The sequence below is a fragment of the Psychrobacter sp. 1U1 genome (assembly GCF_051847535.1).
Taxonomy (GTDB): Bacteria; Pseudomonadota; Gammaproteobacteria; order Pseudomonadales; family Moraxellaceae; genus Psychrobacter; species Psychrobacter saeujeotis.
In genome coordinates this window covers 571873-592332 of the sequence record NZ_JBPYDD010000002.1, presented here as the reverse complement: position 1 = coordinate 592332, position 20460 = coordinate 571873, and the positions used below count along the sequence as shown (strand labels likewise).

Here is a 20460-nt window from a genome sequence, read left to right as displayed (position 1 = left end):
AGAAGTGAAACATCATCGCGCCAATGGTAGTGTGGCTCCGGCCATGTGAGAGTAGGTCATCGTCAGCTCTCTATTCCTAAAAAGCCCCCACAACAACGTTGTGGGGGCTTTTTTTTGTCTGGGATTGGGTAGGGCTTTAAGGAATAGCTACTGGTCATTGCTGCTGCATTCTATTACACTATTTCTATATTTAAGTTAACTTCCTTAGAAAGGATAGAGTATGACAACATCAAAAGTAACCTACCAAGGCGACCTACGTACTACTGCCATACATTTGCAATCAAACAATGAAATCATTACTGATGCTCCGACTGATAATCAGGGTAAGGGCGAAGCATTTTCACCGACTGATTTGCTAGCGACCAGCTTAGCCAGTTGTATGTTGACGATTATTGGTATCAAAGCGCAAGATATGGAAATTGATATTGCAGGCACTACGGCTGAAGTGACCAAAGTTATGGCAGCTGACCCCAGACGAGTCAGTGAAGTTCATGTTGCTATTACCTTTAATCAACAGCTTGATGAAAAAACACAAAAGATATTCTATAACACCGCGCTCATGTGCCCGGTTGCGAAAAGTATCCATCCTGATATCATGCAAAAGGTGACTATTGATTCTAAAGAATATTAATTCTAGAAACTAGCACAAGTGATTTTCGATGATGTTAATCGTGTATATCTCGGTACTAATTTGGTGTCAAAGCCGTCGATACAGTGACTGATGTTGTAGCTACTATTGAAGAGAGTCAGTAAAGTGAATATGATCATTATATTACCAAGGCAGCTTGTGGTGTGTGAAATAAGCTTTGCCGTCAGCCTATTTTAGTTAATTATCTTTCACTTTTTCAAATAATTTTAGGTTTAATTGTATAGGGGTAATGCAACGAACCTAAAATGATAAAGCTTGCCAAAACCGAATTCTGGCAAGCTTTACTACTGTTATAACGTTCAAACAACGTTCATGAAGTGCTTTTTTGGAAATGAATCAGCTAGATATAAATCCTGAATCTTGGTTCTTATTTTTGCTCAAGTTTTGGTACACCGTCTTCCCAAACATCCCAGTTATCAACGATATGATCGACAGTTTCTGATCCTACCAATACTATATTTTCCACTGTTTCTGAAAAGCCACCAGCGGTTTCTCCTGGAGCCGGATCTAGGTGTTGAAGGGTAGTCTCATTTGGATGACCTTGATCAAAGTTCACCGCACCACGTAAGCTCATTATCCGCTTAGTCCCTACAGTTCTATCTAGTACTTGCGCTATGGCAGCGGCTTCCATTTCAGTGATCACGTAATCATCTGCGTTATACAGCTCAGTGATATATTGAGCTTGTTTTGACAAGCCTGGACCATGAAAAAACGTATCTCCTGTCATATGAGTTCCTACCGTTATAGCTGGACTACGTCTTGCCTCAGCATTTGGGTATCTCATTCGATAGTCATTGGCTTCTTTTGAATCTTTTAAAGAAACTGACTCACTCAAATGTAGATTCCATTTAAGTAATTCAGGGTTGAGTTGATAGCGACGAATATCCTCATAGCCTTTGCGCGGTGTAAAAGTAGGCGCGCCTTTTTCACCTTCTTCTGCTTTCCAGCGGTGACCTAAGTCATAGTCCACCAGCCAAGATGCCCAGCTGACATCTCCTATAGTACCTTTATTAGGTGGTGTGCCTGCGACGCCACTTAGAATGAAATAACTCTTTGTAAAGTCAAATTTAGGAGAGAGTGTTATTGCTTGCACAGATGCTGAAGATCCTACTTTACCCATGCCTAATACTGACCCACAAACACCCTCAGAGTTACAGTAGACTGGGCTGTGAGCACCTTTTACTTTTATGGGCTTACTATCTGCGAAATATTGATTATACCAATGCTGAAATTCGCCGGCTTTATCTCCACTATTTTCACCAATTTCAAACATCGCGGCGATAAATACTTTTACTTTGATCTCATCTTCAGGAGTTTTAGCTTGCGCACTACTACAGAACATAAGCATGGTAGTAAAAAAGGATAAATAGAAAAAACGTTCTTTTATAAACATGTTTGATGCCTATTTGAAATATGGGGTTCTAGGTTAATTGTTTGATTAGAAGTAGCTAAAATTTCTGCTAAAACTAGGAGAGTTTACTTTGCGTAGAATAACATAATCTGCAAATAGGCTGCAGAGGGCGGTATGCACTACTACTGTTTATTATAAAGGTAATACAACGAACCTAAAACGATAAAGCTTGCCAAAATTGAATTCTGGCAAGCTTTATTGCTGTTATAACGTTCAAACACCTTTCATAAAATGCTTTTTTAAAAACTAATCAGCTAGACATAAAGCCTAAATCTTGATTATTGAATTTATGCAAATTCGGCGCTACCATGGTTAGATTATTATCTGAGACACCAAACCATTTAGCCAAAGTCGCTGAATACTGATCGATAGATGTCGTAGGTAACCACGCACCTTCACCGACATCAATGGCTGTATTTAGACCTATCTCTGGAGCTTGACCATAAAAATCTCTACCTTTTACAGCGCCGCCCATAATGAAATGGTGACTTCCCCAGCCGTGCTCTGATCCGTTACCATAGCTATTCAAAGTTCGACCGAACTCTGACATCGTGAAAGTGGTAACATTTTGAGAAACGCCTAACTCTTCAGTAGCTTCATAAAAACTTCCTAATGCATCATCAAGTAGACGCATCAACGTATCATGTCGCCCAAGTAGATCATTATGTGTGTCGAACCCTTTAAGTTTCACAAAGAATATTTGACGTTTGGCACCCAGCTTATCTCGTGCTTTGATAAGTGATGCTACTGTTTTTAACTGTTGCGCTAATGTATTTTCGGCTGAAAATTCAGTTGAAATAGTTTTTGCGTCTTGGATGGCAGATAACATCATTGATTCATTGGTGGAGTTTGCAACTGTACTGTCATCGGACGAAGTAAATAAACTACTTAGTGCTTCTGAAAAGGTCGTCGTACCAGATACTGATGACCCTTCTTCAATACCTCCAGTAATTTTGAGACCATCAGAGGTAACTGTCAATGGGTTGGTCTTTTCGCCTGTTAGAAATACATTATCATCATCGGTACTGATACAAGAAAACGTTCCATGGGAGTTTTGTTTTATGATTGCATCACCAATTCTTCCACCCCAGCCTTCTCTAAAAGAATCCGACGCGGTGCTTTGCCAGTTTTGTTTTTGATTATAGTGAGCAAATAAGCCTCTGGGTAACGCTACTGATCGATTCTTGTACTGATCCATTGAGGTAGGTTGCACTAAAGATCCTACGTTTTGTAAAACTGCCAGTTTTTTTAAGTGAAACAAGCTATTTAGACGCTTAAGATTAGGGTTAAAACCCCATTTTAGACCGCCAGCTAGCTGAGTTGTAGGTATTAAAGGTAGTACATTTGATCGATCTAATGCAATGTCTTGACGTATCTTATGATAAGTTGCATAACTAGATGTGTCGATAGGTATCAAAGTATTGGCTTGATCATTACCTCCGTCTAGTAGGACACAGACCAAGGCTTTATAATCTGGGCCTGCTGTTGCTGCTCTCGCTTTGTTAGCTGATAAGCCCATAGCCATAGGTGCAACAACACCAGCACCTGCTAAATAACTTAAACGCTGTAAAAAGGCTCTTCTTGATAACTCATTCACAATAACTTTCCTATAATCTTTATTACTTTATTGGGTACTAAACCATTGAACTGCGTTACTACTAATAAAAATAGCATTAACTATAATTTTTATTACCTGTGACATTTTGGACGATGACATTGGTTGAAGGATCAACTTTAAAGCTTGCAACTTTAATGTTAGTTTTAGTATTAATATTTCTAGCAATACAATCTTCGCCAAGGGTAATTAGCCAGCCAAAAGATATCGTATTATCTAGTTTAATATTCTGAAACGTACAGTCCTCAAGTAACTTTTCATACTTTGATGTCATAATGACGCGGTTGTTATATGTACCACCTTCAACAGTAATGCCTCTAAATGCTTTCTGTTTAGATTTTGATGTCAACCTGATGTATGGGGCATGTCCATCATGATTACCTTCTTTGATCATAAGACAGTTACGGATAGTAATATCAAAGTAATTGCGATTATCACGATTGTTATCTTGTATTATGATCTGACGGCCTCCAGACGAGTTGCTAGCATTGATAAACTCAATGTTTTCGTATAATACATTGCCCCATTGAAGAGAAGAGGTAGGTGGTTCAATATCGGCAAGGTATAAACCGCCATAGGTTGGTTCACGGTCGTTTCGGCTAGGGTTTGTAGAATAGACATATGTATTTTTTTTAAACCGAACGACGCCATTTTTAAGCGTTATACCAAAGCCTGATGCGATAGTAAGACAGTTTCTGTTAGATGGACCTATTTTAAAATCACTGGCTTCAAAGTTCATTTCCCCGTTGCCACGTATATATAAGCTGTCGTATATCGCTCCTTCAGAGGTAAAGTTGCTAAACTTACAATCTTTGCCCCATATCCACATGCAATAGATAGAGGTGGCCAATGGGCTGTTAGTGTCAGCATGCTTTATAGTTTGACCTCTAAAATGGATGCCGGTCGCTTGAAAGCCATTTCCTTTTTCACGAACTTCAAGCACTGCCGATCTAGATTTAGCATAAAAGTAGGTTTCACCCGTACCGAACAGCCGAATATTAGGTACTCTAGGCTTCAACGCTACCTCATACCTACCATCTGGAAATATAATGTTCGCCCCTCCGCGCTTAGCTGCATCTTCAAGGGCTTCTTCGGGTGTACTATAATTACCCTTATAATAGATGGTGTCTTGATTAGGGTCAGGGTATACGCCCTCAAAATTTTGAGGAGGCAGTACTTCGCCATCCTTTACAAACATACGATTGTGGTGGTAGGCACGGCCACCATTCATATTGAGGCGCGCATAATGAGCATCTGTAGGGGCAGTAACAGTGATGCTTTTAGAATATCTGTCTCTTGCGGATACCCGTTTGATAAAATCTCTGTTGCTATCGTAATAGGCAATATAAATAAATGTGTCACGACCTCTAGGTTGTTCGCTAGAGATGTTATATTTAGCATTTGGCTCTACTTTAATAAAGTCAGATATATCACAACCACGATTATTAACAACGATACCGTCGCTTCTAACCATTTTACCTTCTGAAACTGTATTCAAATTTAATAAATTATCATTAGCAGATCGATTCTGGCTAATACTCATAAATACTCCGTTTGTTTAACTCAAATTGGCTCAATTACTTAAATTTGTAGGACTACAATATGGTTTCGTTTTACATATGTTGAGAAGTTAACGTTTAATTTTAACTTTAGTATCGCGATTGTGAGTATAGACTAGCTTTATTTCTATAAAACCTGTAACAACTGAAAAATTGTAGTAATCGAGTTTTTGAAACTGTGTCCATTTGCATAAGTCTTATACCTATGTAAAATAGTGTAATGAGATCATTCTATATAACCACTATCACTAACAGGCATAACAACTTGAGCAACCTTGGATCGATAGTATGCAAAAAGTATTCCATAACAATGCTATTGAGTGTCTTTTCCCCAAAATTATCTGTTGTGATATTATTCAAAAAATGACTATTAACCGTTATAAAGGTGATTAATATGGCTACCAAAACCTTACTTATTGTCGCGCATGCGCCATCACCGAATACCGTAAAGCTCGCACAAGCGGCTTATGACGGTGCTAATCATCCTGATATAGATATCAATGTCATTCTAAAGTCGCCCCAAGATACGCAGCCTGAAGATGTATTGGCTGCTGATGCATTATTATTAGGGACGACAGAGAACTTGGCTTATATGGCAGGTTTGACCAAAGATTTTTTTGATCGCTGCTACTATCCGGTGCTCGAAAAAAAGCAAGGGATGCCATTCGCTTTATATATTCGGGCAGGACAAGATGGCACAGGGACCAAACGTGCGCTACAAACGATTACGACGGGGCTACGTTGGGAATGGATTCAAGAAGCACTTATTTTACAAGGCGATTGGCAAGAGACGTTTAGCGAGCAAGTAGAAGAGCTGGCAATGACATTGGCCGCGGGTGTAGAGGCGGGTATCTATTAGGTCAATGTGGTAGGTTGTTGTTGCCTATATCCATTATTGATATCAGTGCTTTATTAAAACAGCATTATAAGGATGGCCGTAGTGTTTAATAATAATTCAGATAATACGCAATCCATTTCTCCAGACGGAATGCCATTTTCGCAAGCGTGTGAAAACAATAAAGCACCTATCTTAGATGTACTGCAAAAAGAGCTACAAGAGCATACTCATGTCTTAGAAGTCGGCTCAGGTACCGGTCAGCATAGTGTTTACTTTGCACCAAGATTGCCACACCTACAATGGCAAACCAGCGATGTAATTGATAATCATCAGGTGATACAAGCTTGGCATAATGCCTATCCCGCATCAAACCTGTATGCACCGTTGGCTTTTAATTTGTTAACAGATTCTATTCCAAAAACTAATACTGACGAACCTTATGACGCTGTATTTACCGCTAACACGTTACATATTATCGCTTGGCCTTTGGTTGAGAGGTTGTTTGAGTTGGTCGGAGAAGCATTACCGTTAGACGGCAAGCTGATTGTTTACGGGCCATTTAATGAAAACGGACGCTATACCAGTGCGAGTAACCAGCAGTTTGATAGCAGTTTGCGCCAGCGTGATGCTGGTAGCGGTATCCGGCATAAAGAAGATATCATCGCTTTAGCCAACACTCACCATTTAACATTAATAACTCAATATCAAATGCCAGCGAACAATCAAATTTTAGTTTTTCAAAAAGTAACCGCTAACTAAGTCAGCGGTTATTTGCGTCTTAATATCAGTATCAAGTTCTAACCAGTATTACGTAGTCCTGCTGCTAGGGCGTTGATACTGCGAATTAGCGGATCTTCTACGGCCAGTTTGTCAGTATTTTCGGCATTATTGTTATTAGATTGTCGCATACGCTTTAGTAGCTCGATCTGAATATAGTTGATCGGGTCTAAGTAAGCATTACGCCATTGTAAAGAGGACGCCAGCTCTTGCTGTGTGGACAATAATGAGGTTTGTTCAAGTAGGGAGTTCAGACCAGAGTGGGTCAGTTCGTGCTCTTGCTCGACGGCCTGCATGACTTGTGTGCGTAAGTGTTCGTCTTTACACAGCTGACTATAAGCATGGGCGATATTCATCTCCGATTTGGTAAAAGCCATTTCAATATTGCTGATAAAAACACTAAAAAATGGCCAGTTCTTATGCATCTCTTTCATTAAGTCTTCATTTTGTTTGACACTGTCTAAAGCAGTGCCGACCCCATACCACGCTGGCAGAGTAAAGCGTGCCAACGACCAGCCAAATACCCAAGGTATCGCCCGAATCGTTGATTTGCTTGGTAGACCTTTTTTGCGGTGGGCAGGGCGTGAGCCGATATTTAGTAAAGAAATCTCTTGTACGGGCGTGGCTTCGGAGTAAAACTGGTAAAACCCTTCTGTATTATCTGTCAGTGCTCGATATTGCTGCTCGCCTGCATCGGCCAGATCCGTAAACAGTGCTTCATAGCTATCAAGCTGGGCGGGCTGCTCTACAAAACGTGACGAGCTGGCTTTTAGTGCGCCTGTGATACCCATGGTCAGCTCAAATACCGCCGTATCTGGATTGGCGTACTTGGCATAGAGCACTTCGCCTTGCTCGGTAAACTTGATTTGTCCGTTTAACGTACCAGCAGGCTGAGCGGCGATAGCCTGATGGGTTGAGCCGCCGCCGCGACTGACAGAGCCGCCACGGCCATGGAACAGACGGGTGCTGATGCCGTAATGGTTGGCAATACGAGTGATGGTTTGCTGGGCGCTATACAACTGCCAAGCCGAGGTAATAATGCCGCCATCTTTTGAAGAATCTGAGTAGCCCAGCATAATCTCTTGAATATTGCCTGAGTGCTCAAGCAGCTCGCGATATAGGGGGTTGTCCAGTACCGTTGGCATGATTTTATCGATGTTTTTGAGGTCTTCGATGGTCTCAAACAATGGCGCTACCGGCAAGGCGGCAAATAAGTGTCCGTCGTCATCGATACCAGATAAACCAGCAAAACGCATCAGCAGCAGTACTTCTAGCAGCTGACTGGCGTTATTGGTCATGGAGATGACATAGCTGCCAAAGGTATCGTCGCCGACCAGTTTGCGCAGTTTGGCCACTGATTGCATCAATGCCAGCTGCTCACGGGTTTGCTCGCTTAAATTATCGGTATAAATCAGCGGCGTGCCTGGTTTTTGTAGTAGGCGGGTTAGCCACTCTTGGCGCTCTGCTTCGCTTAGCGTTTTATAATCGGGCAAGTTGGAGGCATTGGCAAAAATATCGGCAATGACCTCGCCATGATAGCCTGAGTCTTGGCGAATATCGAGCGCGGCCAGATGAAAGCCGCAGGTTTTGACCAAGCGGATGGTATCTAGTAGCAGCCCTTCGGCATGGGCACTATCATGTGTGTTGACGCTTGTACGGATAAGACGTAAATCATCCAATAGCGCAGTCGGTGACAGATAAGCATTTTGTGCTGCATTCTCGTCTGTGCCTTGGCTTTGGATATGCTGGTTAGTGGCTTTTGTTTTAGCGAGGATAAGCGACAACAATCTACGGTATGGCTCATGGTTGTAATCATCAGGGTTGTAACAAAAGACCTGTTGCTCCAGCTCGCTATAGTCTTTAATTCGCTCATAAATCTCGGGCGCGATGGTAACAATGCTATCGCTATGGATCAGCTCACGGCGCAGCTTTCGGATCAATACTTGATAATGGCGCAGCACAGTATTGGCATGCATCAACACTGCCATTACCGTGGTTTCATAAGTGACAAAGGGGTTGCCGTCTCTGTCGCCACCAATCCAAGAGCCAAAATTGACAAAAGCGGGCAGCGCATAGTCACTAAGCTCTGGATAAATCTCTACGATCGCGTCTTTGATATTGCGATAGACTTTAGGAATAGCGGTAAAAAGACTGGCGTTAAAATAATGCAAGCCATTATTGATTTCGTCATAGACCAAAGGCTTGCGAGTACGGACTTCATCTGACGACCATAGTAGATCAATGGTTTCGGCCGTTTTTTGTTTGGCCTGCTCAAAGGCAAGGCTGCCCTCAGGGTAAGTGCTCATGGCATCCGTGTGCTCATATAACGTTTGCAAAATATTCATCGTCGTACGGCGGCGCGCTTCGGTAGGATGCGCGGTAAAAACAGGCATAAATTTTAATTGATCAATCAGCTCTTTGATTTGTGCAGGTTCAATCTGACGCTCGCGGCACTCTGATAAAGTGCGACGAAAGGAGCCTTCCCAGCTTTGGTTCGACTCTGCACGCATCGTGCGGCGCTGTTCTCGCAAGAAGTTTTCTTCGGTTAAGTTTGCCAAAAAAAAGTAAATAGAAAACGCGCGAATGACGTTTTTTAGTGTTTGATTGTCTAGTGAAGCGATAAGCTCGATAAGTTGTTGCTTTTGTCCTTCATTATGCTCGCGGCGCTCTTGAATAAAACCTTGGCGTAAGGTCTCAATGGTATCTAACGTCTGCTGCCCAGATTGACGAGAAATGGCCTCACCCAAAAACGATCCTAATAGTCTAGTGCGCGCACGCAATACCTCATTATCTAACAACATAGCTATCCTTATTAATGAAAAATAGGGAATATACCCAGCAAAACCGTGCTGCTCTTATAATCTAACTGATAATATAGCTTAACGCTATTGATATTCTTCAGCTAAAAAATCCAAATAACGCTGCCAAGAGCGCTCATCTGCGCGAGCATCGTATCTATCAGGGTTATTAAAATCAGTAAAGGCATGAACTGCGCCGCTATACGTAATCATCTCATGAGGTACTTTGCTTGCTTTTAAAGTTTTACCCAAAGTAGTGAAGTCTTCTAACGGAACAGCTTCATCAGCTGTACCATGAAAAACTAAAATCTCTCCACTCGTTTCATCATAACTTTGACCTTTTGGAAGATCGAGTCCACCATGAAAGGGTACAAACGCTTTTTGCGGGAATCCTGATCGTGCAAGCTCTAAAGCAACGGTACCACCAAAACAGTAACCCATCGTCACGCCTTCGCGGACATTATTACCTTGAGCCTGTCCAGTGTTTAAAGCGGCCGCTAGAATACGGCGCATTTTACTGCGATCGTCGTATAGCGCCGTGGTCAAGCGTTTTTTGTCTTCCAATTCAGTGGGGCGAATACCTGTGCCAAAAATATCGGCGGCCAACACGTTGTAACCTTTTCCGGCCAGCATATCAGCACGTTTACGCTCGTAGTCCGTCAATCCATCCCAGTCATGAATCAATAAGATAAAAGGCGCATTGGGCTGGTCAGCTTTGGCGTAATAGCCTTGATAAGGCTGATCGTCGACTTTATAGGTAATGTCTGTAGAGGTAATAGCTGCAGCTGTTTGGCTAAAAGTGAGAGCAATTAAACCTAATGAAGTTCCCAGCATTAATGAGCGATAAAGGCTCTTATAAGAAGAGTTAGATGTGGTTAATGACGTTAGTAACGGTGACATAGTAGATAGCCTCATAATTTAATAAAAGAGAGATAAATAGGTGGCTAACTATGGCGTCCAGTTATTTATCATCGGCGTTTATTACTTTATAAAATAATACCTTAAAGAAGATCTACATTACAAGAATCGTTTTTTAAGAGACGTAAGCTAAAAAAATAAAGGTCTTTCTAGTTTAAATGTATAAAATTTAACTAAATATCAACAAGGTTCACCATATAAGCAACTTATTTTTTGGGTAAGATAGTTTGGAAACTTATTATTTACTTTCGTTTTAACAATAATTGGTAGTGCTATCAACACAGACAACTGAACGACATATGAAGTCATCATTATCTCCAAGGATATAAAAACTGTGTGGGCACTTTACTCATGGTCCTAAAAGGCCTATTTATTAGCTAGGATATATTATGAAGAAGAATATCGATCATACTGACCCCGCAAAAGATATGAACCCAGCACGTGGAAATGGCGGTGAAACCCATCAACGTGCAGACGAGGATGGTAAAGTTTTGACAACGCAACAAGGCGTTGCTATTTCTGATAATCAAAATTCGTTAAAAGCTGGCCCACGTGGTCCTACTTTGTTAGAAGATTTCGTCATGCGTGAGAAGATCAACCATTTTGATCATGAACGCATTCCTGAACGTATCGTCCATGCTCGTGGTAGTGCTGCTCATGGCTACTTTGAGTTGACAGAGTCGTTAGAAGAATTTACGACAGCAAAGATCTTGACAGAAACTGGTAAGCAGACACCTTTATTTACTCGTTTCTCAACTGTTGCTGGTAACAAGGGTTCAAAAGATACGCCGCGTGATGTCCGTGGTTTTTCAGTAAAAATCTATACCGAAGAAGGTAACTGGGATATTGTTGGTAACAATATGCCAATCTTCTTTATTCAAGATGCTATCAAGTTTCCAGATTTAATACATGCAGTAAAACCAGAACCAGATCGCGGCTTCCCGCAAGCAGCTTCTGCACATGACACTTTTTGGGATTTTGTTTCATTAAGCCCTGAAACTATGCATAATCTTATTTGGTTGATGAGTGATCGTGCCTTACCGCGCAGCTTTAGCATGATGGAAGGCTTTGGCATTCATAGCTATCGTCTTTTAGATAAAGATGGTAAGAGTACCTTTGTACGTTTTCATTGGAAGCCAGTAGCAGGTGTGCAGTCACTTATTTGGGATGAAGCAGTTAAAATTTCTGGCGCTGACCCTGATTACAATCGCCGTGATATGTATGAAGCGATTGATAATGGCAAGTACTTTGAGTGGGAGTTTGGTGTTCAGTTATTTACTGAAGAAGAAGCCAATGAGTTTCCATTTGACCATCTAGATGCGACGAAACTGATTCCAGAAGAGATGGTACCCGTCAAAATCATCGGTAAAATGGTCTTAAATCGCAACCCAGATAATTTCTTTGCTGAAACAGAGCAAGTAGCATTTTGTCCATCGCACTTGCCACCTGGTATCGATTTCAGTAACGATCCCTTATTACAGGGACGTCTGTTTAGCTATTTAGATACGCAGCTTAAGCGTCTGGGTTCACCAAACTTTGCTCAAATTCCAATCAATGCGCCAAAATGCCCATTTGCCAATAACCAGCAAGATGGACATATGCAAATGCAAGTGCCGAAGACCCGCGTACTTTACGAGCCACAAAGTTTGGATTTAGATCGTCCACGTGAAAGCGTCAAAAAGGGCTTTGAGTCGTTCCATGAAAAGCTAGATGATGGCGTTAAAGGACGCATTCGTGCAGAAAGTTTTGCAGACCACTATAGTCAGCCGCGTATGTTCTATCGTAGTCAAACACCAGCCGAGCAAGCGCATATTGCGACTGCTTACGCATTTGAGCTTGGTAAAGTAGATACCCCTCATGTACGTACCCGTATGCTTGGGCATTTGCTACATATCGATGAAGACTTAGCAAATCGCGTAGCAACTGCATTGGGTATGGAACTGCCAGAACCTGCTGATGCTGCAGCGCCCGTACAGGATATGGCAACTTCTGAGCCGTTGCAGACGATTGGCCGTACGCCCAAATCTTTAAAGGGACGTTTGGTTGGTATCTTAGTTGCTAAGGGTTCAAAACATAGCGAAATCAAGAAGTTTGAAGACGCCATTAATGCTCAAGGCGGTATGGTAAAAATCGTTGCACCGAGTAAAGAGGTCGAATTAGATGACGGTACACGTATACAAGCAGATGAGCGTGTAGCAGGCGCACCCTCGGTATTCTTTGATGCAATAGTAAGTATCATCATGCCAGATCAAGCCAAAAAGCTGGCCAAAGACAGCTCAACCTTAGATTGGTTTACTGATGCTTATGTCCATTGTAAAGCGATTGCGTATTGCGGGGCGACTGAAGAGTTTATCTTAAGTAAGCTACCAGTAGAAAAAGACAGTTTTGTCACGCCACTTGCTGATTTGGATGCTTTCATCGAAAATGCTAAATCGCGCTTATGGGAGCGTGAACCAAAGGTTCGTGATCTTGCATAGTTGACTAATACTGTATAATTTTTAATCTCTATCTTAAACTCAGCCTCTGTGCTGAGTTTTTGCTTTTTATTGATAAATATATAGGTTTTTGGTTTAAGCCTGCTGCAAGGTTATCTATAGTCACAAGCGTTCACTCAAAGTCGTTTATTTTAAATTGATGAACGCTATACTAAAGACTTTGTTGACATTGAAAGGAAGCCTCGCGATAAGAATGAATAATGAGGTAGGGAATCCAAATGAGCTTATGTGAAATCATGCGTTTAGAAGGGTATATTCAAAGTATGTATCTTGCGGTATATCCGGACAAGATTATGTTATTAGATGGAGGGTGTCGACCTGATGTGGCGCTGGTACTCGACTATATTATGACGACGTTGCAGCGACCGATAACGGATCTAAAAGTTGTTGTGGTCACTCATATGCATCCAGATCATGCCGGTGGCGCGCACAAATTCAGAGAAGCGACAGGTTGCATGATTGTATCTGCGGACAAAGATAATCAATGGTATAAAGGTATCGCTGGCCGTACCATGCATGTTGTGGATATGAGCCTTGCTCAATACGTCGCTAAGCGGCAAGGACGTCCACCTAGGAATTTGTATTATCCAGCTCATCTTAAACCCGATATCACCGTCAAAGGTAAAGACCATATACCGTATTTTGAGGAATGGCAGGTCATTGAGACGCCAGGGCATACAGATAGAGATTTATCACTATTTCATATACCAAGCCGGCAAGTATATACAGCAGACTTAATTATCAAACTGCGTCATAAGTTTGTAGCGCCTTTTCCTATTTATGATCCTAAAATCTACATTCAATCTTTGCAACAGATAAAGGATCTAAAGCCTTCAATAGTCATGATGGCACATGGGCGTCAGCTGCCTATAGATGGAGCAACTTTTGATATGTTGATTGCTCAAGCTCCTAAGGAGCCGCGTACGGTGAAAGATACGATTAAACATAAACTGCTATGGCGAAAAGATGCTGGTTTTAATTTCTTTAAGCGCGATCGCAATACTAAGCGTTAAAGAATGAATAAACGTTAAGAGATAACAAACGAAAAAAAGCCCTATCACTATATTGTATAGTGATAGGGCTTTTCAAATATGGTGGGCCGACCGCGACTCGAACGCGGGACCAATTGATTAAAAGTCAACTGCTCTACCAACTGAGCTATCGGCCCTGAGAAGCGTATAAAAAAAGTATTGCTTTTTTAGCTTCGCAAGAGGAAATCCTTTAAATAGGATTTTCTAATACTTATGCATATAATCAATGTATCTGACTGTATGCAAGAATAATTTCCTTAAAGGGAAATTACATAAAACTTAATACCTTAGAGGTATCTTTTTACTTATTAACCAACTACCGGATAGGGTAGAACGATAAACAAGCGTCAAACTAAATATGGTGGGCCGACCGCGACTCGAACGCGGGACCAATTGATTAAAAGTCAACTGCTCTACCAACTGAGCTATCGGCCCTGAGAAGCGTATAAAAAAAGTATTGCTTTTTTAGCTTCGCAAGAGGAAATCCTTTAAATAGGATTTTCTAATACTTATGCATATAATCAATGTATCTGACTGTATACAAGAGAATTTCCTAAAAGGGAAATTCTAAAAGCTTAACTTCTTTATATATCAAGTTATCAATATTAAAAGAGGCATTAAGCTTGGCTTCTCGTTCAGAAATTTTGTATCCCTAAACGTGAGAGCACATTATATATATTATTGTGACAATTACAACCCCGCTTTATAAAAAAAGTCCAAATCTTGTGTAAATTCTTCTATTTCTTTAACGTTTTTTCATTCTCTCTATTTTACGTAGCGTATATTTTGACAGATTACATCGATCATCTGCCGCTAATCTCTAGAAAGTGCTTCAACAGGGTCCAGTTTAGCTGCATTGCGAGCAGGTAAGAAACCAAAGACGACCCCGATAAGCGTCGAGCAAACAAAAGCTGCAATGATAGACGTTGGTGAGTAAATAACTTTAAAACTATCACCGCCTACATTATTGATTAATTCGCCGATAGCAAATGCTACTCCAATACCTAATAACCCGCCTAAAATACAGACGAGTACAGCCTCGATCAAAAACTGCTGCATAATGTCACTTTGACGTGCGCCGACTGCCATCCGCACCCCAATCTCGTTGGTACGCTCAGTGACTGACACCAGCATGATATTCATCACACCAATTCCACCAACTACTAAAGAGATAATAGCAATAGATGAGATTAACAAAGTCATCGCTGTGGTAGTAGATTCAATGGTTTGGCGAATAGAGTCTGAATTAATTATACGAAAATCATCGGTGCCATGACGACTTATCATCAATTGGGAGATGGCGGACTCAGCAGCTGAAGAAGAGATATTATCATCGATTAATGCCACAAAGCTCTCAATGTAGGCACTGCCTTTAATACGTGACATCATCGTTGTATACGGCATATACAGCGTTGGTGAATCAACACCACGTCTAAAGCCACTATTGTTAGGTGCAAGGACACCAATCACACGTCCTGGTACACTGCCTATCAATAACACTTCACCAATGGGGTTGGCAATATCTGGAAAAAAAGTGTTTTTGGCATTGTCGTCAATAATAATATCTTGCGTACGCCGTAAAATACTCTGCTCATCAAAACCTTGCCCCTGAATCAGCGTTTCACCACTGACACTAAGGTATTCTTTTCCAACACCGCTGACACTAGCGGCTTCTTGTACGCTGCGATAGCGTACATTCATATTGCTATCGAGCTGAGGGCTGACACTAATGACATAGGGCTGATCTGCAACAGCTTGAGCATCTTGCGGGGTCAAATTATCATCATTGTACTGACGCCGTGGGTCGCCATAGGGGTAGCCATCATTGACAGTAATGGTATTGGTACCAAGGGAGCTGATATTGGTTAAAATCTGCGCTTGTGAGCCTTTACCGAGTCCAACCACGGATACCACTGAGGCGATACCAATAATAATCCCAAGCATCGTAAGTAAGGTGCGCATCTTATGGGCGCGCATCGCTAGTAACGACATCTTAAAGGCTTCAAATAAACGATCAATAAAGCTACTAAGAGCGCTTTTGCGATGATTGTCTAATATCGGTTCAGGCTGTACTTGTATTTGTTGATAGTTATTATTTTTATAGTCAGCAATAACATAGCCATCTTTGAGTTCAATGACACGTTCGGCTTGGGCAGCAAGATTGGGATCATGGGTAACCATAATAATGGTATGCCCTTGAGCATTTAGATCATGCAAAATCTGCATGACATCTTCGCCCGACTTACTATCTAGCGCGCCAGTTGGCTCATCTGCTAAGATGATATCACCGCCGTTCATAAGAGCGCGTGCAATAGACACACGTTGCTGTTGCCCACCAGATAGCTGGTTTGGACGGTTATTCACTTTATCTGCTAAGCCCAAATCCGCTAATAGCTTCTCGGCTCGTTTACTGCGCGCTTGTCCATCCATGCCAGCGTATACCGCTGGTACAGAGACATTGTCTCGTGCGCTAATATCGCCAAGCAAATGATAGCGTTGAAAAATAAAACCAAAATGCTCACGGCGTAGCTTAGCCAATTCATCAGCGTCCAAGCTATTAACAGATTGTCCATATATCTTATATTCGCCAGCTGTGGCTTGATCTAAGCAACCTAAAATATTCATTAGAGTAGACTTACCAGAGCCAGATTGACCGATAATCGCGACCATTTCACCTTGATTAATCGTTAAATCAACTTCGTGCAATACACGAATGGTTTGCTCGCCAGCTTTGAACTCTCTTATTAGTCCTTTGACCTGCATTAATGGAGCGTCTGCTGCGGTTTTAAGATCAGAGGTTTTATGACTCATTTGCGATGCTACCTATATGCACACTACTAAAAAATTGCTGACGTAAAAAATTCCAAACACCGAGCAATCAAGATTAAAGCTCATCTTATAAACCTTGATGGTTAGAACGGTCTACCACCTCTGCTGCTTTGACCGTTGGCTGAATCTTCTTCGCTTAAAATCACTTCATCACCTTTATTCAAGCCGCTCAAAATTTGTACATCAACACGATTGTTAATCCCAGTTTTTACTATCTGCTCGGCTACTTCACCGTCTGGTTTGAGGACGCGAACCTTACCCGTTTTTACATTTGGATCATCGTTTGTAGTCGCTGTTTTGTCCGTTTTACCAACTGGCTGTAGAGCAGCGGCAGGGATTAGCAGGGCGTCTGTTGCTTGATCGATAACGATATAAACCTGTGCTGTCATGTCAATACGAAAGCGCCGATCTGTATTAGGCACTTCGATATAACCCACATAGTAAATCGCAGAATCCGTTGAGCTGGTGTCACTAATGTTCTCAGGTGCAGGCTCAATGGCTTTAAGTATAGAGTCAAACTTTTGATCAGGATTACCAATGATGTTGAAATAGACTGGCATGCCAGCTTTAACATTGATTACATCAGCTTCAGAAATCTGCGCATTGATACGTACGGTCGATAAGTCCGCTAAGGTAACGATGGTCGGGGCTGTTTGATTGGCATTGACAGTAGTGCCTTGTTCAGTAGTAACAGAGACTACAGTGCCTGACATGGGCGCGCGAATAGTGGTATAGCTTAAGTCTTCCTCAGCAGTACTGACGTTGGTTTGGGATTTGCGTAGTGCTGCTTGCTGACTATTGATATTTGCTTCTGTGGTGGCGATAGCAGCCTTAGCCGTATCGATAGCTGCACGCGCATTGGCAACGGCAGCTTTTGCTGTCTCAACACTCGTCGCTTGGGTGTCATACTCCTGCTGTGATATTGCGTCAATGGCAACCAAATCTTGTAAGCGAGCAAAATCAGATTGTGCTTGTTTGAGCTCAGATTGACGGCTGGCAAGATCGGCATAGGCGCTTTTAAGGCTGGCTTGTCGACTTAAATATTCTGCTTGTGCGCTTTGAATGGCCGCTTCACTTTGCTCAAGGCTTGCTTGCTCATTACTTAAGTTGTTTTTTTGCGTGACTTGATCGATCTGAGCAATGAGATCGCCTTCTTGTACTTCATCACCCACCTCTACATAGAGGCGTGTTACTTCACCAGATACCTGTGCACCGACGTCAACGGTATTCAGCGCTTTAACTTTGCCTGAGGCCATGACATTGTTTTCAATATCACCAATTTCTGCAGTCGCTGTTAGATAGCTAGGTTTTTCTTCTTCTGGTTTTAAAGTAGCATAAGCCAACGCAGATAATGCCACGATAACTAGGACGATGATGCCCCATTTGATAGCAGACTTTTTGCTTATTTTGCGCATAAAAAACAATCCAATCACAGTGAACACAAGTGTAGGTATGATAGAGCCTTGATAGGCAAAATGGAAACATAATTAGTTTGCGAAAGGTTAAGGTTGCTCTAAAAAAACAAAAGTGTAGAAGGTAAGTTGAGGCTGAAGATAGATTATCTGAAGTAGGCTATATAAAGATCAGTCGAAAAATAAGAAAGATGACTGTCGTAATTGTTGATGTAATTGGTTTTACAATAATACTTATAAAGAGCAGATGAAATATATTTCTGTTACTTATTGCATAGCGAACAACCTGCGCCCTGATAGCTCTAATGCTGCTTGTAATAGTAGCTCCCAAGCTGGCTGACGAACAAGACCTTTTATCGCTTGGTCACAGCGATACAATAGGGCAGGCCATTTGGCTATTTGCGCTCTTGTTTGGCGGCGGCACGCCTGCTGATATAAGCCTTGTTTGCTACGCCAAATGCCAAGAGCTTGCGGGTCTTGTCCATCCATCAGTTGCATAATTTGGCGCATGTCTTTACTGATCGCCCATAATACTAAGGTCGTTGGCTCATCAGTTGCTTTCAGCTGAAACATGATTTTCGCTACTTGCGCGCTATTACCTGCAAGCATTGCATCCGATAGATCAAACACGCTAAATTGAGCGTCATTGACTAAGGCAGCTTGTAAGTCTTTGACGTCTAAGGCGACGTTGGTAGCAGGCTTAGAGATGTTGTTTTCTGTAGTCTTATCGCTATTTGCCATCAATTGCGGTGCGAACAGATAAGACAATCGCCATAACGTTTGATAAGCACTTAAGAGATGATGCTCGGTATGGGACATGAGTAGTTGCCACGCTTCTTGCGATAGTTTCAAGCCAAACTGCTGTGCTTGTATCTGCAATAGCTGCTGACGTTGTTGTTCATTATATAAATTGCAATCAATAACGTGACCATATTGAGCAAACGGTGCGAACCATTTACTGCTCTGAGACCGCTTGTCTTGTTTAGATGTTAACCATAACAAACTATGATTATGCGCTCCTGTTTGTGCCTCTTGAGCGAAGCGTTCTAGCTCAGCGATGACGGCTTTGTCTGGTTTATGGTTGCCCGTCACGATGAGCGCGCTGGCATCGTCGAATAAAGATTGGCTACCCAGCTCTGACAAAACTTCTTGCCAGCTTTTAACAGATATTAGCTCAATACGCTTAATCGCGTAGTTTTGTGCGCGCCAGTGTGGACGCATGGTATCGATAAGCCATTGACTCAGTAACGGCTCATTACCATGTGCAAGCCACAAGCCTGCGACTGCAACGGTAGGTTGTAGTAGCTTTGGATAGGCTTGTATAAAGGTGTCTTGCATAAGGATTGAGCCATAACCTTTTAAGGTTGAAAAATTAAGGTATAAAAGTAAACAATAATAGCTTGAGCTACCGATCTAAGGGTTGGGTGCAACAATGTTGGTAGTCTCTGGGCTTTCAATCATCGGAGCTGAGTTAGGAGCAACCTTAGGTAAAGATATGGCCACATATTGATCTGTGATCCGGCGTGCTAAGCTATCATAAAGCCAATCGCGGATTTGGTCGCCTTGCTGATCATCAGTACTAACGGACGCCTCATTATACTGATAGCTACGCTCGACTTGGATTGGATTGGTTAAAGTCACAGGTTTGCCATTTTCGACAGTTTGATAATTAACATCTGCTGTCAAGACTAAGCGAATCTCTGTTAATACGCCAACCAGCTCATAACGCTTAAAACGTATGTTTTTTACTGTAATAGCAGCGATTGGTGCAGCATCAGTACTTTGATTGTTGTTCGCTACATCGGTCAGAGTCATGTTATCAATGACATCGACCCCCAAGGCTTCTAAGCGCCGTGTTAATGGCAATTTTAAAGGAAAGGAGGTGCGATCATCTTCAACAATCACTGCTGTTTTGGCAACATCAAATAGCATTGGTGTATCGTAACCACGTAATTGAAAGCCGCAGCCACTAAGTGCTGTCGCGGCACTAAGTACTGTCATCATTGGCAAAGCGGCAAGTAACGCTGTCGCTAGTTTTTGTGCGCTTGCGCTTTTGGGTTGTGACTGTGCAGCTTGATGCTTATACGACATAATCGCTATCCTTACGTTTTAAAAAGGCTTGGGGTCA

At 41.9% G+C, this 20460-nt stretch carries 14 protein-coding genes and 2 tRNA genes; 5 read left to right on the top strand and 11 right to left on the bottom strand.

Annotated elements, in window-relative coordinates; genetic code table 11:
- Window positions 1-220: 220 nt before the first annotated feature.
- Window positions 221-631: an OsmC family protein gene (locus ACS8FB_RS04695; RefSeq protein ID WP_439261282.1), complete on the top strand. Its 411-nt coding sequence runs from the start codon at window positions 221-223 to the stop codon at window positions 629-631.
- Window positions 632-1016: 385 nt separating this feature from the next.
- Here ACS8FB_RS04695 and ACS8FB_RS04690 read toward each other — a convergent pair whose 3' ends face one another.
- From ACS8FB_RS04690 to ACS8FB_RS04680, 3 genes are all read right to left on the bottom strand, one after another.
- Complete coding sequence (locus tag ACS8FB_RS04690) at window positions 1017-1991, bottom strand: purine-nucleoside phosphorylase (protein WP_439261281.1); 975 nt, start codon at window positions 1989-1991, stop codon at window positions 1017-1019.
- 319 nt (window positions 1992-2310) lie between these two features.
- A complete protein-coding gene (locus ACS8FB_RS04685) occupies window positions 2311-3657 on the bottom strand; it encodes a DUF1501 domain-containing protein (RefSeq protein WP_439261279.1) in 1347 nt (448 codons plus the stop codon).
- A 76-nt stretch (window positions 3658-3733) separates the two neighbouring features.
- A complete protein-coding gene (locus ACS8FB_RS04680) occupies window positions 3734-5218 on the bottom strand; it encodes a hypothetical protein (protein WP_439261278.1) in 1485 nt (494 codons plus the stop codon).
- Between the two features lie 410 nt (window positions 5219-5628).
- Between ACS8FB_RS04680 and ACS8FB_RS04675 the strand changes: the two genes are divergently transcribed.
- Both ACS8FB_RS04675 and ACS8FB_RS04670 read left to right on the top strand, forming a co-directional pair.
- Entirely contained in the window at window positions 5629-6093 is a 465-nt protein-coding gene (locus tag ACS8FB_RS04675) for a flavodoxin family protein (protein WP_439261276.1), read from the top strand.
- Window positions 6094-6174: 81 nt separating this feature from the next.
- Window positions 6175-6831: a DUF938 domain-containing protein gene (locus ACS8FB_RS04670; RefSeq protein ID WP_439261275.1), complete on the top strand. Its 657-nt coding sequence runs from the start codon at window positions 6175-6177 to the stop codon at window positions 6829-6831.
- Window positions 6832-6869: 38 nt separating this feature from the next.
- On the opposite strand, the gene ppc is transcribed toward ACS8FB_RS04670, so the two are convergent.
- Both ppc and ACS8FB_RS04660 read right to left on the bottom strand, forming a co-directional pair.
- Window positions 6870-9650 (bottom strand): phosphoenolpyruvate carboxylase, encoded by a 2781-nt coding sequence (ppc, locus tag ACS8FB_RS04665; RefSeq protein WP_439261273.1) that lies wholly within the window; start codon window positions 9648-9650, stop codon window positions 6870-6872.
- A gap of 84 nt (window positions 9651-9734) precedes the next feature.
- Entirely contained in the window at window positions 9735-10547 is an 813-nt protein-coding gene (locus ACS8FB_RS04660; RefSeq protein WP_439261271.1) for a dienelactone hydrolase family protein, read from the bottom strand.
- Between the two features lie 407 nt (window positions 10548-10954).
- Here ACS8FB_RS04660 and ACS8FB_RS04655 point away from each other — a divergent pair, with 407 nt between their 5' ends.
- On the top strand, window positions 10955-13042 hold the full coding sequence (locus ACS8FB_RS04655) for a catalase (protein WP_439261270.1): 2088 nt from the start codon (window positions 10955-10957) through the stop codon (window positions 13040-13042).
- Between the two features lie 236 nt (window positions 13043-13278).
- Window positions 13279-14073, top strand: coding sequence for an MBL fold metallo-hydrolase (locus tag ACS8FB_RS04650; protein WP_439261268.1), 795 nt, complete (start codon window positions 13279-13281; stop codon window positions 14071-14073).
- Between the two features lie 79 nt (window positions 14074-14152).
- Here ACS8FB_RS04650 and ACS8FB_RS04645 read toward each other — a convergent pair.
- The 6 genes from ACS8FB_RS04645 to ACS8FB_RS04620 all read right to left on the bottom strand — a co-directional run bounded on the left by ACS8FB_RS04645 (window position 14153) and on the right by ACS8FB_RS04620 (window position 20423).
- Window positions 14153-14228 (bottom strand) — tRNA-Lys (locus tag ACS8FB_RS04645).
- A 222-nt stretch (window positions 14229-14450) separates the two neighbouring features.
- Window positions 14451-14526 (bottom strand) — tRNA-Lys (locus tag ACS8FB_RS04640).
- A 378-nt stretch (window positions 14527-14904) separates the two neighbouring features.
- Window positions 14905-16902, bottom strand: coding sequence for a MacB family efflux pump subunit (locus ACS8FB_RS04635; RefSeq protein WP_439261266.1), 1998 nt, complete (start codon window positions 16900-16902; stop codon window positions 14905-14907).
- A gap of 101 nt (window positions 16903-17003) precedes the next feature.
- A complete protein-coding gene (locus ACS8FB_RS04630) occupies window positions 17004-18335 on the bottom strand; it encodes an efflux RND transporter periplasmic adaptor subunit (RefSeq protein WP_439261265.1) in 1332 nt (443 codons plus the stop codon).
- A gap of 264 nt (window positions 18336-18599) precedes the next feature.
- A complete protein-coding gene (gene holA, locus ACS8FB_RS04625) occupies window positions 18600-19670 on the bottom strand; it encodes a DNA polymerase III subunit delta (RefSeq protein ID WP_439261263.1) in 1071 nt (356 codons plus the stop codon).
- A gap of 75 nt (window positions 19671-19745) precedes the next feature.
- Window positions 19746-20423 carry an LPS-assembly lipoprotein LptE gene (locus ACS8FB_RS04620; protein WP_439261261.1) on the bottom strand — a complete coding sequence of 226 codons (678 nt, stop codon included), beginning with the start codon at window positions 20421-20423 and terminating at the stop codon, window positions 19746-19748.
- Window positions 20424-20460 lie beyond the last annotated feature (37 nt).